Below are 13,905 nucleotides of genomic sequence, written 5' to 3'. Positions count from 1 at the left end.
GCCGCCACGGACAGCCTGAGTGTAATGCCCAAGTGTTACTGTAGGGTTCTCGAAAATTGTGAGACGAACATCCACTATCATTCACTGCTTCGGGTAAATGACTGCAACTTTTTGCATCATGCTGAAAAGGCATGGGAGGAGATTGTTCCTTCGGGTGAGGTTTATGTTGCGGTTGATAATGAGTCTGCAATCAAATCAACATTACAGCCTCTGAATAACGGAGATTTAGGACGAATTGCTGAGTACATTACGAAGCAAACCGCTCGTGAGAAAAATTACGAAAACTTCTTGATTTCAAACGAGTTCATCTTCACTCGTTAACATTCGTGATTGATCAGTAACTGTGTGCACCACTCAGCGCTTCTGACGATCATCTACATCCTCAAACTCTGTGACGTTTAGTAGCGATGCATTGGTACTGCTATGGGTGGATATGATGATTGGGATAATTGTAATTAGGTTAAATGTTTATGAGTATCTTATTGAGTTTATCATTGATGGTTTGAAGAGGTTTACGAAGATCATCAGTATCAATAGGTAGGTAGATGGAAGTAACATCTGATTTAGTACTGTGATTGATGAGGCGTTTGATAGTGTAATCGTTGAAGTCAAGTCTTGAGGCGATCATGGAAAATGTTCTACGGAGATCATGAACAGTGATGGATAGGTTGGATTGCTCATTCGTATGATTCACTGCTTTACTGATGTTGATTAAGTGTCCGCTGTTGCTTCGATTGCTTGGAAAGACATAATCGTTCATACGGGAGGTTAAACGGCGTTTAAGGACTGTTTCAATTTGAGTCGTAATGGGTAATTCATGATCGGTTCGATTTTTTGTGTTACGTAGGATGAATGAACGATCCTCAAAATCAACATCAGACCACTTCAGTTTGAATGCTTCGTTTTTACGGACTCCACTGAGGAGCATGAGCAGGATAGAATCGTACATGACATCGTTAGGGTAAGATTGAAGATGTTGCATCCACGGATAAATCTGATCCTCTTTCAACAATGAGGTTCTAGATTCCTCTGTGAACCACAACTTGCGATCAGTAAGGATAACCACTGTTACGTTGAAGATGGATACGATAGGATAGTTTGGTAGTGGTACTGAAACAGTAATTATCAATGGCAGGATCGGCAGTTACTGTGACAGGGAAGAGTGAAGCAGCGATGATTGCTGCCGCTGTTAGTGTTTTTAGGGAATGATTCATTTTAACCTCACGTAATTATAGTTACGCAACTGTAGTTGCGTAACGCTCTCGCGTCAATCTGCTAGTTTGATGAGGTGAAAAGAAAAGAAGTTGAACAGTTTATCAATAACTACGCTGCGGACATTAAGAAACGCAGGAAGTCGTTAGGTTATAGTCATGATAAATTGGCAGATAGATCGGGTGTGACGCGTCAGGCGATCTCGAAAATCGAAGCAGGTAATAGTAATCCTACACTGGCAACGATGCTGAGGCTAGCTTCTGCTCTGGACGTGAGGATCAGTGATATGTTGGAACAGATCGAAGATTAACGTGGAAATACTTGGGTTGTGAAAGAGTCATGCAGCGATTTATTAAGATTTGATGACATAGGTTGTTATGAGTCTTAATTTTTGGTAATATAGAGGCTGGTTTTTGTGTGAGTATTTTGATTTATTCAATTCATACTTTGGTGGTTGTTACCACTCGTTACAGTATTTGAACGAGCGATTCTTAACGACGCAAAAACCGCGATGGCTCGATCATTTTTTAATCAAAAATCTTTATCATGGAATGGTATCACATTGCTTTAATGGTAGCAGGAGTGTTGGTTTTCTTTTGGGGACTCTCTTCAATCTTAAATCGTTCTGACCGCAAGTTCTGGGAAAATGAACTCGAAAAAAATCGAGATCGTATTCGTAGAGAAAATGCGGAATGGGAGGAACGAGAAAACAAGAAGGATGCAGAGGAACGTAAAAGGAGATCTGAACAAGGTTTACGAGAGTTTCAACGAATGGCAGACTTACAGTCGAAGGCTGATAAGCAAAATCTGGAGAACATGAGAAAATCTTATATCTCAGGCATCGGATTTGCGCCTTCAGTAATACTGGGCAGTCGCAGCAAAGATGAGGAGAAAGATTAATGCTCTCCTCAGAATGGTAAGAGGTTTTCAAGAAATTGAGAACCTCTTCATTCGTTTTAGGTGATGATTTTGTGATTAAGAAGGATTTAAGAAGGCGGTTTCAGCAAACTACAGGGTAAAACAGAGTAATCGATTCGCAATATCGATCCTCAAAAGGCAATGTCACAGCGCAATGCAGGGTAATGGATAGGGCTACGGCGTAGACGCAAAGGAATAATTGGTAATGACGAGGCCACAAGTTCGAATCTTGTAGGCGGCACCATGTTTTTCAATAGGTTGGGTGGTTTTTGAAAAATCACCATTTTCTTCTAGGTCGCAAATAGGTCGCTCAAGCGATAAAAGCGAACAGCAAGAATTACTCCCTAACAACCTCACCATTAAGCATAACGCCGTAGTTTTTACCTTCATTGATAAAGCTAACCGTGCCGCCATCTAGCAGGGCTCTTTCTATCCGCTCCAAACTAGACGCCTGAACTATTACATGACGAGTATGTTGATACCCATTTAGGGAAACAGCCTTTTAGCTGTGCAATCGAATATGCGCTCAAGCAAAGCGCTACGCTTTTAGCTGAATCAAACTAGGGAGCGTAAGATGAATAACAAGAGAACCTTCGCACAGGCTTATAGTGTTCATAAAGCGCAGTACCACAAGTGGAGAGCGGCTCAAGATGAAAGCGACAAAGCCGCTGAAAACGTAGAGACAATAGAACAGGGGTTGATAACATTAGAAAAAGAGATGGATGAGAAGTTAGGTGCTATCAGTTCGATTGAATCATTAGATGATGCCCAAGCCGCCGCCGCTTATATGCTTTTTTGTCATCAAAGTGAGTCACCACTACATGATAGATACCCAGAGATTGTAGGTTTGCTAAATGCTATAGCACAGCAACCAGCTATTGAGAAGAGACAGGCAGCCTAACCACTCAAACCCCGCCGTGTCATGTGAATAGCGTGATGCAGTGGGGCTAAATTTAGACAAAAATTAAGGGGAGATGCGGCGCAATGCGGCAATCTCCCCTTCATGGGTGTCTCATAGAGACAGAAAAAAATAGAAACAAGCGGTTGAGAAACTGCCTGACTCTTGTTAAAAAATTAGAAGGAGTAGATCCCCCTTACCACCAGCGTTGTTGAGCCAGTGTCACGAAAATTGTAATCCGCACTGAAGGTTAATTGATCTACCACCTTCAAAGCAAAGCCTGGCCCGCCTCCGATAGTCCACAAAGGTGGTTGTTCGAATCCGAACAATTTAGACCATCTGTGACTATAAGTAGCATTAGCTTTTAAGGTCAATTTATCATTAACTTTGAACCAAAGTCCTGTACCTGCACCTAAGGAAAAGGCGAAGGTTTTACTAAAACCACCTTGTGCTGAAATGTGCTCTATCAATACAGCGACAGGAACATTCAGCCATTCAGTTAATTTTAATAATGCCACCCCTTGTGAGACAGCTAATACTAAAACTTTCTCCTCATTACCATTGAAAGGGTTAACAAGGTCGGACCCACCAATTCGAACTGTAACCCCGGTGTAAGTTGGAGTTTGAATAGAAATACCTACCGCAAAAATATCGGTAGTGTTTCCATCCACATTCAACGTAGTGAAGTTCGCAGAGCTGCCCAAGCTCCAAGTGTCCTGAGCATTAGTTGTGGTTACTGCGCAAAGCGTCAGCATTGCCACTAATAAGAATTTTGTCATGATGTTTTATTTTTTATCATGCAATTGGCAATATTGCCGTGCGAGTTTGTCTGTTTTGGGAATTTCATAAGTAAAATACTTTGAATTTTCCGTATGCTCAGATTCTTCTTGTAGAAGAGAATGGAGCAAATGATGGTGAGGGTAAGAAACCTGAAATCTAAAAGAGATAAAAACGCCCACGGAAGGTAATAGAAAATCGTTACAGCTTCGTGACGAAGTAAATAACTTCACACAATCTTCATAATAGGAAGCCACTAAGATTCGCATTAACCTTTCATGATGTATTTATTGTGGCGGTAAAAATGTGACTCCCGCACCGCCCCTAAAAGGCAAGCGCTGAACATTTGACCCACCCTACCTATTTGTGCTGTTAGAGTTCCCCTTTCAGCACTCGATGGGCTTCCTCTGGGGTATATTGATTACTGTGGTTAGATGCTCTTTGCCTAGGCACCATATCAAGTAAACGTAAATAACGCTGCGCAGCTGTTTCATCTGCAGGAATGGATTGTAAGCTCGCAGCCCTATTAAGGTTCTCCAGCTTATCTAATCGGTTGTTCAATCGATTCATGGCTTGCACCACCTGATAATCATAATATTATCATCATCACATAGCAGATCATCGGGCTTGTCAGCGTTATAGCGTACGCGTGCCTCTTCACTGGTTTCACCAACCTCACAAAATAAAAACCGAAATGGCCTCTCATCCGGCGTGATGGATTTCTCCAACTTACCAATACGTTTCTCTAGTGGTTTACTCATCCTACTTACTCCTATTGTAATTCATCTAGCCATTGCTCATGCGTGCGGTATGAAGCCGCTGTGACGGTAATATTATCAGCGGTGGTATCACCTAGATAAGCCAGCACCTATCGCATCTCATCATCAGAGTGGGTATCTCGCTCCAACTGCTCTAATCGCTTCGATAGTAACTTGCTCATATCTGCTTCCCCTCTAGTGCGGTAATACGTTGCTCCAACTCACAGGCTTCTAATGAACGGTGGTGGAGCTCTAATAGGTTCGCCACGCTTTGTGCTTCTATCGGTGTTAACTCGCCAATAGATACCGCCTCGATAAGTGCAGCAATAGCGACTGGCAAATCCTCAGCCGTTTTAAGCGGCGGAAGTTCAAACGATACCGGCGCATCTTTACGAGGTGGAAGCAGTCGCTCCAATACCAAACGAATGGCTGTCATATCGCCTTCTTTAGCGCTCTCAATGGCTTTGCGAGTGATTGCCTCACCTTCACCCTCTAGCAATGCCTGTACGGCTAATGTGGCGCGATTGCGTGACCCTTTAGGGCGGCCAGATGGATTGCCAGATTGACCGGCGCTAAATTGCCAAGGTTTTTCCTCAGACTGTTCTGATTCTGTATTATCAGTCATTAGTGCCTCACCGGTTGATTGATTGCGGTTTCAAATTCAGCCATGACGCTGGGATGATGAAGTACCACGAACTGATGCAGGGTCGCCCAGCGAGATAAATAGATCGCTTCCTCTATTGGCAACTCACCATCATGTTGCCTAATAGCAATGCGCTCTTCGTACTGCTCATGCCAATGCGTTGCATTACCCTCCAAAACACGGTGGGCAGGGTGGGCAGCAGGGGCACTGGCGCTGAAATCCTTTGTGAGCAAGGGTTTTGACTTATCATGCCGTTGCCCACCTTGCGTTTTTGATGGTGGGCACTGGTGGGCACTCTTGGTTGCTGCCCACCGCTGCCCCTGCGGTTTTTTAGTGGGTGGGCACCGTAGTGCTTTGTTATCATCGGCTGTCACTGTGGGTTTTGACGGTAGTGCCCACCGTGCCCCTGCTGCCCCTGTCGAAAATGATAGGTTGGTAAAGTAATCCTGCATTATTCACCCCCTAACAAAATAGACGGGGCGAGATGATAGACTCGTTTTCGTCCGATAGGGAGGGTGTGTTTTGAAACAAACTTAGTCGCTTCGGTTTGGAGTAAATGCCCTTCACCTATCAGCGCTTCGCACACTTGCTTATGATCTAATCCTTTGCACATCTCTTTACGGAAGGGATCGCCTAACACAAAGAACTCATAACCACCGGTGACAGATTCACGCTTATAACCGGCAACATTTTGCACTCTGTCAACCTGACCACCGCTATCCGTTATCGTGATAAAGCGGCTCGCATGATGTGCTTCAATAAAGCCACGCACCTGTGAAATGGCTTGTTCTGTCTCAAGCGCCTGTGAACCGCCTCTTTCTTCAATCCATGCCTGAAAGCAGGTTGCAACGGCCTCCATCGCTTCGCCTGAATTGTAAGGCAGTATCTTGCTGCTAATAGCTAGCTCTCCACCAGCGGCTACCAACGCAAAACGAGAAGCTACACGTTTGACCTGTCCGTCAGCATCAACCGGCACATACTTTGCGATAAAGTCATTCTGAATCGTCTGCAATATCGCTGGCAATGCTTCGTAATTCGAGGCAACGCCATGTAGGAAACTTCTAATTGCGACGCCATAATAGTTTGCAGTAGCTTGCTTTAAATGTTGCGCCATTTTGTGACCATCATCAAAGCTGCCAAGCGCATCAAACATACGATAGCCTTTACCTGCATCGGCTGGAATATCTGCTAAACGGGTGAGCATACCGGCGCGGGGCTTCTTACCTGACTCACTCAGCTTATCGGCCAGTGAGATTTCACCCGTAGAGAGAAAGAGTAGCTGCCATTGATATTTGCGACGCAAACCACCTCTTGCTTTGGATCGGTTCTTACCGGCACCATTAGCAATCATATAGGCCGTTTCGCCCGCCTCTCGACTATCGGCTTGCCCTAGTTCGTCTAAACATAAGAGTGCATGGTTGTGCCCTTCACATACCGCCTCTAACGCGTTGCCAGTAGCGCGCCATTGTTGCACATAGTCACGACTTCCCCAAACACTAGCGGCAAGCTCTAAGGCCGTAGATTTACCCATACTGCTACTGCCACGAAAATTAAACCCGCCGCTCTCGACATTTGCCAGCGGAAGCAGTGGCGCGGCAAAAGCGCATGATAACGCAAAGATAAAGCGACGGGAGGTTTACGGCGATTCACGCTACTGGCGGCAGGCAGAGTACAGGCTGCATTTTATGAAAATAAACTTCTGCTAATGATTTTTGCCAATAAAAACCGCTTCGAGGTTTCCTCTATCTTCACTCCGATGACCTTCCACGAAGAATCGCAAACGATCCTCACAGAAATGGAAGAGCTATTTGCTATCATTGACATCTTGCAACTCGACCAAAAAACTCACCTTTGACAGAATAAAAACTCCTGAACTAAGGCGGTTACCTTAAACCACTAGAGACAGCACTCTTTGCAACGCGCTATCAAATATTCGCTGAAAACATTGTAAGCGGTAATTAGTGTGAATGGCCTGCAGGAGCTTGTTGTTTCGATCTTTCTCGACCCTCAGTGACTGCCTCTCCCCAGCTTTCAGACATCTCCCCTTTGGCTGCATTCGGAGCTTTCTGTGGCACATAATCTGCGTGATCCTGCGATTTCACAGGGGCTTGTTGTTTCGATCTTTCTCGACCCTCGGTGACCGTTTTTTCCCAACTCTTAGGCATCTCCCCTTTGGCTACATTCGGGACTTTTTGTGGCACATAATCTGCGCGATCCTGTGATCTCTGAGGAGTTTTTTGCTTCTCAAGTTGGCGAGCCGTTTGTGCCAACTCGATCATGTCAGCTTTCTCATTTTGTATATGGGTTTGCTCAACCGAACCCCTCACGCCCTGATGGACTCCTCCGATCAAGGCAGAACCACCAACCACTAATGCCCCAACCCCTGTGAAAATTGGAGCAAAGAAATTTACAAGACTGATAAGTCCTACCGTAATGACATTGGTTGCTCCGGCAAAAGCCGGGGCTGCCGCTAAACCAAAACCGCCTGTCGCCGCAATCAGGCCTAGCGTTCCTAGAATTGTTCCCCCTATCAACGCACCTTTCCAAGCGCCGCGGAAGGCTCCCGATAAAAATGAGGTGGGGGGATTAGCCATACATTACTGCCTATGATTCCCTTGCGCTGCCGTCACTTCTTCTTGGTCAGTAATTTGTTGTTTTAGACTACGGGAACCGCGACCCAAAATATGATCAACAGAACAAGCAGTTTCTTCTTTTGGCACTTCACATTCCGTAGACTCGCGTGCCGCTATAGGCTGCTGCTCCACCCGCTCTTGCTGCGCTTGTTCCTGCGGTACTATTTCGCAATGCGCGGCTTCTTCTGGACGTGTACCTTGCTCTTGTGGCGCCTGTTGCCCCTGAGGTGGCAACTCCTGCACAGGTCGCTCACGCGCCGTCAACTCGCTATCTGGAAGGTGGGTATGGTTTGGCAAATATTCATACGTTGATTGGGACTGCTCTTGTGCAAAATGCTCATCATGCACTGGGCCGTCTTGCGATGGCTCCGCCCCTGCATGCTCTAAGTAATGCTTCGCCAAGTCTGAACGAGGTGACATGAGTGGGATATTGCCTTGTGTTTTAATCTCAGGATGGTTGCTTCCTGGTGAGAAAGCACCGTGATAAATTCCATCACCAAATTGATGTAATACCTCTGTAGATTTAGGGCCAATACCAAAGCTTGCTCCCACGAGACCAAAAGTCGCGGCACCCAAACCAAGCGTGAGGTGATGCGCCGCACCGAGTGATAACAAGCCTGCCACTCCGCCTGCAAGCGGTGCCAATGCAAGCCCTGCCACCGCGCCTAAGGCTCCCATAATCAGCGCAACACGTGGCTTAAATACAGCCCTCTCTTGCGCATCTGGTGGAGTTAACTCAGGATCGGCCTGACGGCGTGTCACAATATTATGTTCTGCTTCATCAAAGCTCAATTCAACGCCTTTACGCATCCCGCGCATCCGCTCGTGGAAAAGCTCATGCACATGGCCGTGGCCGCCCGCTTCTGAGAACGCTTCACTAAAGAAATCACTGGAATGATGCATTGAGAATGCCATAACGCCGGCGAAAATTGCCACTGCACCAATGCCGGTTGCCGATAAGGCAAATACAGCGACACCCCCCAGCACTGCCCCTAATAAGCCACCTGAAACAATACCGCCAACCAGTCCGCGTGCATTGCCTGCAAAACCCGCTTCAAATGCTTTTTGATAATAGCCATTCTCTAGGCGGTAAAACTCTTCCTGGCGCTGTAAGCTTGTAATCACCGGCGCAGGTCCATCTTCACCTGCCACACGGTAGCGCTCTCTGTCTTTCGCTAATTCTGCCTCTGATGGAGAGGATAGCTTCCCCTGCAACAAACGGTCTGTCACGTTAAAGACGCTCTTAAAATAACTACGATTAATACCAAAGGAGCTCCCCATGATCACCCCTAAGATGATGGGCGCGGCAATGGGCGCAGCAGCAGCCAGCCCTCCAATATGCAATGTCATTAAGCCCGCAAGCCCTGCATGCCCTGCTAGGCCACCTAAAGTGGCACCTAATAGGCCACCGGTAAGCCCTACACGTCCATGAAAGAGCTTTCCCTTATCGCGGTCCGCTGGAACCTCGTAATGGTGCCCATACCCCGGCGCCGGCGAATCTGGCGTAATCTCTGGAAGCTCAGGATAACGCTCCCGTAGCTCTAATTCCGCTAATTGCGATGCCGCATTACCGGCCGCATTACCTAAGCGCCCCATAAGGCCAGCAGCCATTAATCCTGCGAAAGCCGAGAACCCAGCCATCAAAACGCTTAAACTCGCCGTTACGCCCACTAAACCAATCGCACCCAATCCAAAGAGACCAGCACCGATCACCGCACCGATAACACAGCCCACGACGAGTCCACGAATGATACCACGAGTGTGCCCCTTATAGGCACTCCACCCCATTTTGTAGTAGGGGCTTCCGTGGTCCACATCGTGTGGATCGTAAGCGTTATGTTCGGTCGTTTGGTTCATTAATTCATATTTCTCCACTGTTTAGTATAGAGAAATCACGACCGAAGGAGTGTTACAGTTGCATGAAGATTCCTTAGTCTTTTGCTTAACCTAAACTTAATAAAACACCTATTATTCATATAGATAGACAAGATTCACATCTTGCCTCAAAAACCCTAAAAATCGAATCGGCACCCGTAATGAATACGGAGCAAGCTCCCGCAAGCAAAATATCACCTATCGCGCAGACCAGTAGGCCTAACGCGAAGACACTCAAAAAGGAGCAATATAGTAGGCGAGCAGAATCATCAACTTAGCTCACGCGGCGTTTCATCGAAACGCCAATAGGGCGCGCCGAGAACAATCAAAAAAAGGGGCCCTTTCGGACCCCTTTAATTTTCAACTAGTCGATTGATTTAGTTCTTTTTTTGGAACTTAATTTCAACGCGACGGTTAGGTTGTTGGCAAGAAATATCTCCGCCACAGCCTTCAGCAAATTTAGACGTCTCACCTTTACCGGTCAGAGTCGTTGCCGTTGTGTTCAAATAACCTTTAGCTGCAAGGTAACGCTTCGTAGCAATCGCACGACGCTTAGAAAGCGCTTTGTTGTATGCTGGGTTACCAATTGGATCAGCATAACCAACCAAAGTTGCTTTAGTTACGTTGCCTTTAGAAAGGATGTTGTTAGCGATGTAATCCAATTTAGCTTTCGCTTTTGTTGTCAAACGCGCGCTATCGAATGGGAAATAGATGTTACGTTCATCAGTGGTGAAGTAAACACCATCGCAATTATAGCCATTATTCATCCAGTCAACAGAGACACAATTGCCGCGAGCATCGCGAACAATGTTGCCACGTTCGTCAACAAGAACGTTATGCTCACTGTCGCAGAATGCGCTAGCGGCAAAAGGGGTAGCAAGCATAGCAGCAGTCGTTGCCACAAGTGCAGTTGCTTTGATACGGTTAAACATAGAAAACTCCTGTATGTTTTAAGTAATTTGTACTGGGCGTATTTGAACCACAAATTAGGTATTTTGGGTTCGCTGTCAAATAGAAACACTCACTAAGACTGAATTTATCAGTCACTTGCGACTGTTATCCACAACCCTGTGCTATAAAAGCCGCAAATTCTGTGGTGTTTAGGTGACTACAATAAGTCGTCTAATCGACCGGATTTATTGAGTTTATCAAGGTCATCAAACCCTCCAATAAGCTGATCATCGATAAAAATCTGCGGAACAGTACGTCGGCCCCCCGCTTTTTCGACCAACTTCTCACGCAAAGCCATGTCATCGGTCACATCGATTTCGTCAAACTCCTGCCCTTTACGCTTCAGCAAATCCTTTGCGCGCACGCAGTAAGGGCAATAATTCGTCGAATATACTTCAATTTTAGCCATGATTCTCTCCTAGAGTGGTAGGTTATCGTGTTTTTTCCACGGATTCTCGAGTTTTTTATGTCTCAAGATTCCCAAACTACGGCAAATACGCGCACGCGTATTTTGCGGGCGAATAATATCATCAATGTAACCACGAGACGCTGCCACAAACGGGCTGGCAAATTTCTCACGATACTCTTCCACCTTCTTATCGGCTTCGGCACTGTTCTTTAAGCTGCCACGGAAAATAATCTCCACCGCGCCTTTAGGCCCCATCACGGCGACCTCAGCCGTTGGCCATGCGTAATTCACATCACCGCGCAAATGCTTCGAGCTCATCACAATATAAGCGCCACCATAGGCCTTACGCGTAATGATCGTCACTTTCGGCACCGTCGCTTCCGCATAAGCGTAAAGCAGCTTCGCACCATGTTTAATAATCCCATTATGCTCCTGCGCCGTGCCCGGCAAGAAGCCTGGAACATCGACAAAATTGACCAATGGAATACTGAACGCATCACAAAAACGCACAAAACGCGCCGCTTTACGGCTGGCATCAATATCTAAACACCCGGCTAAATGCATCGGATTATTCGCCACAAAGCCGACCGTATAACCATCCATGCGGCCAAAACCAACGACGATATTCTTCGCCCATTCCGGTTGAATCTCAAAGAAATCGCCCTCATCCACCACGCGGAAGATAAGCTCTTTCATATCATAAGCTTTATTCGGATTTTCCGGCACGAGGGTATTAAGCGACATCTCAATCCGATCCACCGGATCAGAGGTTGGGCGGCTCGGCACACCACTTACATTAGAAAGCGGCAAAAAGTTATAGAGGCGACGCGTCTGTAACAGCGCGTCAATATCATGGTTAAACGCGCGATCGGCCACACCACTCTTCTTAGTGTGCACTTCCGCGCCGCCGAGAGTCTCTTGGCTGACCACCTCATGCGTTACCGTTTTGACCACATCAGGGCCAGTCACAAACATATATGAGCTACCACTGACCATAAAGGTAAAATCGGTCAGCGCCGGCGAATACACCGCGCCCCCCGCACAAGGGCCCATAATCAATGAGATTTGCGGCACGACGCCGGAGGCCAACACATTACGTTGGAAAATTTCGGCATAGCCCGAGAGTGAATCCACTCCCTCCTGAATACGCGCACCGCCGGAATCATTCATTCCAATCACCGGAGCGCCGACTTTCATCGCCATATCCATCAATTTGCAGATCTTCTGACCATTCGTTTCAGACAGCGAGCCGCCTAAAACCGTAAAATCTTGGCTGTAAATAAACACGAGGCGGCCATTAATGGTTCCCTGCCCCGTCACACAGCCGTCACCGGCAATGCGATTATCTTCCATGCCGAAATGCTCGCAGCGATGCTCGACGAACATATCGAACTCTTCAAACGAGTCTGGGTCCAGCAGCACTTCTATCCGCTCACGCGCGGTTAGCTTGCCTTTTTCATGTTGTTTATCAATACGCACTTCACCACCACCATTACGGGCAGATTCGCGGCGTTTTTCCAATTCGGTAATAATCGCTTCTTGAGGCATGGATCTCATCACGTTGTTTTATCAGCAGCCCTTTTAGCAAATTCCGCCGCGCGCCGCAAATTGTAAGTTTAAACAGAGAAAATGCATACCCCAAACATAGCAAAGGTCAGCCAACATAATATGTTGCCTGACCTTCACCTAACTTAATGCAAAGCACGACGAACAAACGGTCCGACGGCTTTGCTAATTAAAAAACCAATTATTTCACAAGCCTAATCTTTTTACCCACAGGAAGGTTTGTAACCTTCCCATTGCCATCTTTATGGGATGCTGCGCTGATGTTACCTACTGCCACTCCATTCTCATTAAATCCTGAGAATGTTGCTTTGTATAAGTATTCATCTGTGCCCTCCTTAAAAGATACCGTCGCCACGCCACTTTTTGGCATGTGAATGGTGTAAAAGACATTAGGTCCGCCTTCATTTGAAGGTCCCATAAAAACGTAATTTCGCTTTTTCTTGGACTTCTCCATGATGGAAACGTTGTGAGCCATCTCACCTCCAATTTCGACAGAATCAATTTTGAGCATAGATTTGTAGGAGATAACTCCTGTAATTCCGATGGATTTTAGACCATCACCGAAAGCTTTTTTGCCTTTATTGAATTTGTCTTTCGCCTCATTTCCTAAATTCTTCGCTTTATTTCCTGCTGCATTAGCAAGTTTTTTGCTTTTGGTAGTGGCAGAAGAATCTTGAAGAACAGTAATAAAGACAGTATCTGCACCAAACGTGTTGGGCATCCAGTTACCTATTAGAGTATCTGCCTTTTTTGAGCCTTCTTTTGGTAAAGAGAATTTAACTGGAATGTTTAAGAAGTTGGAAAAAAGAACCCCTGTATCTCTACTAATAGTAGCAACAGTCCTTTTTTTATCACTCGAAAATACTACTTTAAACTTCTCTTCACCCGAAAATCCAACATAGTTGTCGCCTTTCACAAGTTGAAGAAAATCAAAATTTACCGTAAAAACTTCCTTGCCATTTTCTTGGCATGAGAACCCTACAAGACGGGTTTTATCGAATTTGTTTTCGATAATATCAATTTGAGAAAAAATGGTGTTGGCGCATAGCACCATGATGAAAAACGCAATAAATCGTTTCATTTTTTGGTATTTTTTTTAAAAAATTATAGAGTGTCCCGACACGGATTTGTGTGAGATCACTAAAAAAATAGGGGCTGACACCTAATAATATTCTTTGAGCAACTTTTTCAGGTCTGCCAGTAAGTCACTTGGTGTGCCCATATTAAACCTCCACTCACATTCTTTCAAGAACAGATTAAAATGC

Annotated in this window: 19 protein-coding genes; 5 read left to right on the top strand and 14 right to left on the bottom strand. The window is 45.9% G+C overall.

The features are described 5' to 3' along the window. Positions 1-111 precede the first annotated feature (111 nt). Complete coding sequence (locus P8P30_04435; protein ID MDG1286795.1) at positions 112-321, top strand: hypothetical protein; 210 nt, start codon at positions 112-114, stop codon at positions 319-321. A 139-nt stretch (positions 322-460) separates the two neighbouring features. Here the strand turns inward: P8P30_04435 and P8P30_04430 are convergent, their stop codons facing one another. Beyond that, complete coding sequence (locus tag P8P30_04430; protein MDG1286794.1) at positions 461-1,009, bottom strand: tyrosine-type recombinase/integrase; 549 nt, start codon at positions 1,007-1,009, stop codon at positions 461-463. Positions 1,010-1,049: 40 nt separating this feature from the next. Next, positions 1,050-1,214, bottom strand: coding sequence for a hypothetical protein (locus P8P30_04425; GenBank protein ID MDG1286793.1), 165 nt, complete (start codon positions 1,212-1,214; stop codon positions 1,050-1,052). Positions 1,215-1,288: 74 nt separating this feature from the next. On the opposite strand from P8P30_04425, the gene P8P30_04420 reads away from it, so the two are divergent. The 3 genes from P8P30_04420 (at position 1,289) to P8P30_04410 (ending at position 3,031) form a co-directional block, all read left to right on the top strand. Further along, positions 1,289-1,522, top strand: a complete 234-nt coding sequence (locus tag P8P30_04420) for a helix-turn-helix transcriptional regulator (protein MDG1286792.1) — start codon at positions 1,289-1,291, stop codon at positions 1,520-1,522. A 236-nt stretch (positions 1,523-1,758) separates the two neighbouring features. Further along, positions 1,759-2,112 carry a hypothetical protein gene (locus P8P30_04415; GenBank protein MDG1286791.1) on the top strand — a complete coding sequence of 118 codons (354 nt, stop codon included), beginning with the start codon at positions 1,759-1,761 and terminating at the stop codon, positions 2,110-2,112. A gap of 592 nt (positions 2,113-2,704) precedes the next feature. Next, positions 2,705-3,031, top strand: coding sequence for a hypothetical protein (locus tag P8P30_04410; GenBank protein MDG1286790.1), 327 nt, complete (start codon positions 2,705-2,707; stop codon positions 3,029-3,031). A 173-nt stretch (positions 3,032-3,204) separates the two neighbouring features. On the opposite strand, the gene P8P30_04405 is transcribed toward P8P30_04410, so the two are convergent. From P8P30_04405 to P8P30_04385, 5 genes are all read right to left on the bottom strand, one after another. After that, positions 3,205-3,807 (bottom strand): hypothetical protein, encoded by a 603-nt coding sequence (locus tag P8P30_04405; GenBank protein ID MDG1286789.1) that lies wholly within the window; start codon positions 3,805-3,807, stop codon positions 3,205-3,207. Positions 3,808-4,371: 564 nt separating this feature from the next. Then, positions 4,372-4,566, bottom strand: a complete 195-nt coding sequence (locus P8P30_04400) for a hypothetical protein (GenBank protein ID MDG1286788.1) — start codon at positions 4,564-4,566, stop codon at positions 4,372-4,374. Between the two features lie 175 nt (positions 4,567-4,741). Then, the gene (locus P8P30_04395; protein MDG1286787.1) at positions 4,742-5,188 is read right to left on the bottom strand and encodes a DUF5681 domain-containing protein; all 447 of its coding nucleotides are present in this window, start codon (positions 5,186-5,188) and stop codon (positions 4,742-4,744) included. Beyond that, entirely contained in the window at positions 5,188-5,439 is a 252-nt protein-coding gene (locus tag P8P30_04390; protein MDG1286786.1) for a hypothetical protein, read from the bottom strand. The genes P8P30_04395 and P8P30_04390 overlap by 1 nt, the downstream gene beginning before the upstream one ends. A gap of 218 nt (positions 5,440-5,657) precedes the next feature. After that, the gene (locus P8P30_04385) at positions 5,658-6,827 is read right to left on the bottom strand and encodes a DUF927 domain-containing protein (protein ID MDG1286785.1); all 1,170 of its coding nucleotides are present in this window, start codon (positions 6,825-6,827) and stop codon (positions 5,658-5,660) included. 33 nt (positions 6,828-6,860) lie between these two features. Between P8P30_04385 and P8P30_04380 the strand changes: the two genes are divergently transcribed. Further along, positions 6,861-7,061 (top strand): DUF3137 domain-containing protein, encoded by a 201-nt coding sequence (locus P8P30_04380; GenBank protein ID MDG1286784.1) that lies wholly within the window; start codon positions 6,861-6,863, stop codon positions 7,059-7,061. 103 nt (positions 7,062-7,164) lie between these two features. On the opposite strand, the gene P8P30_04375 is transcribed toward P8P30_04380, so the two are convergent. From P8P30_04375 to P8P30_04345, 7 genes are all read right to left on the bottom strand, one after another. Further along, positions 7,165-7,800, bottom strand: coding sequence for a hypothetical protein (locus P8P30_04375; protein MDG1286783.1), 636 nt, complete (start codon positions 7,798-7,800; stop codon positions 7,165-7,167). 3 nt (positions 7,801-7,803) lie between these two features. Continuing rightward, a complete protein-coding gene (locus P8P30_04370; protein MDG1286782.1) occupies positions 7,804-9,696 on the bottom strand; it encodes a hypothetical protein in 1,893 nt (630 codons plus the stop codon). Between the two features lie 395 nt (positions 9,697-10,091). Continuing rightward, positions 10,092-10,646 carry an OmpA family protein gene (locus P8P30_04365; GenBank protein MDG1286781.1) on the bottom strand — a complete coding sequence of 185 codons (555 nt, stop codon included), beginning with the start codon at positions 10,644-10,646 and terminating at the stop codon, positions 10,092-10,094. Positions 10,647-10,822: 176 nt separating this feature from the next. Beyond that, positions 10,823-11,074 (bottom strand): glutaredoxin 3, encoded by a 252-nt coding sequence (grxC, locus tag P8P30_04360; GenBank protein ID MDG1286780.1) that lies wholly within the window; start codon positions 11,072-11,074, stop codon positions 10,823-10,825. Positions 11,075-11,083: 9 nt separating this feature from the next. Next, positions 11,084-12,622, bottom strand: coding sequence for an acyl-CoA carboxylase subunit beta (locus P8P30_04355; GenBank protein ID MDG1286779.1), 1,539 nt, complete (start codon positions 12,620-12,622; stop codon positions 11,084-11,086). A gap of 199 nt (positions 12,623-12,821) precedes the next feature. After that, positions 12,822-13,721 (bottom strand): hypothetical protein, encoded by a 900-nt coding sequence (locus P8P30_04350; GenBank protein MDG1286778.1) that lies wholly within the window; start codon positions 13,719-13,721, stop codon positions 12,822-12,824. Between the two features lie 81 nt (positions 13,722-13,802). Further along, the coding region (locus P8P30_04345; GenBank protein ID MDG1286777.1) for an IS1595 family transposase at positions 13,803-13,905 on the bottom strand (103 nt) is incomplete at its 5' end.

It is taken from the genome of Rickettsiales bacterium (assembly GCA_029252805.1).
Taxonomy (GTDB): Bacteria; Pseudomonadota; Alphaproteobacteria; order Rickettsiales; family JALZUV01; genus JALZUV01.
The sequence above is the reverse complement of the archived record's forward strand: the minus strand, read 5'-3'. Positions and strand labels throughout refer to the sequence as shown.

Bases quoted from the DNA above. Each gene is read 5' to 3' on its own strand.
- P8P30_04410 (MDG1286790.1), top strand. From the start codon at position 2,705: ATGAATAACAAGAGAACCTTCGCACAGGCTTATAGTGTTCATAAAGCG.
- P8P30_04425 (MDG1286793.1), bottom strand. From the start codon at position 1,214: ATGAATCATTCCCTAAAAACACTAACAGCGGCAGCAATCATCGCTGCT.
- P8P30_04350 (MDG1286778.1), bottom strand. From the start codon at position 13,721: ATGAAACGATTTATTGCGTTTTTCATCATGGTGCTATGCGCCAACACC.
- P8P30_04395 (MDG1286787.1), bottom strand. From the start codon at position 5,188: ATGACTGATAATACAGAATCAGAACAGTCTGAGGAAAAACCTTGGCAA.
- P8P30_04370 (MDG1286782.1), bottom strand. From the start codon at position 9,696: ATGAACCAAACGACCGAACATAACGCTTACGATCCACACGATGTGGAC.
- grxC (MDG1286780.1), bottom strand. From the start codon at position 11,074: ATGGCTAAAATTGAAGTATATTCGACGAATTATTGCCCTTACTGCGTG.
- P8P30_04375 (MDG1286783.1), bottom strand. From the start codon at position 7,800: ATGGCTAATCCCCCCACCTCATTTTTATCGGGAGCCTTCCGCGGCGCT.
- P8P30_04400 (MDG1286788.1), bottom strand. From the start codon at position 4,566: ATGAGTAAACCACTAGAGAAACGTATTGGTAAGTTGGAGAAATCCATC.
- P8P30_04415 (MDG1286791.1), top strand. From the start codon at position 1,759: ATGGAATGGTATCACATTGCTTTAATGGTAGCAGGAGTGTTGGTTTTC.
- P8P30_04355 (MDG1286779.1), bottom strand. From the start codon at position 12,622: ATGCCTCAAGAAGCGATTATTACCGAATTGGAAAAACGCCGCGAATCT.
- P8P30_04405 (MDG1286789.1), bottom strand. From the start codon at position 3,807: ATGACAAAATTCTTATTAGTGGCAATGCTGACGCTTTGCGCAGTAACC.
- P8P30_04365 (MDG1286781.1), bottom strand. From the start codon at position 10,646: ATGTTTAACCGTATCAAAGCAACTGCACTTGTGGCAACGACTGCTGCT.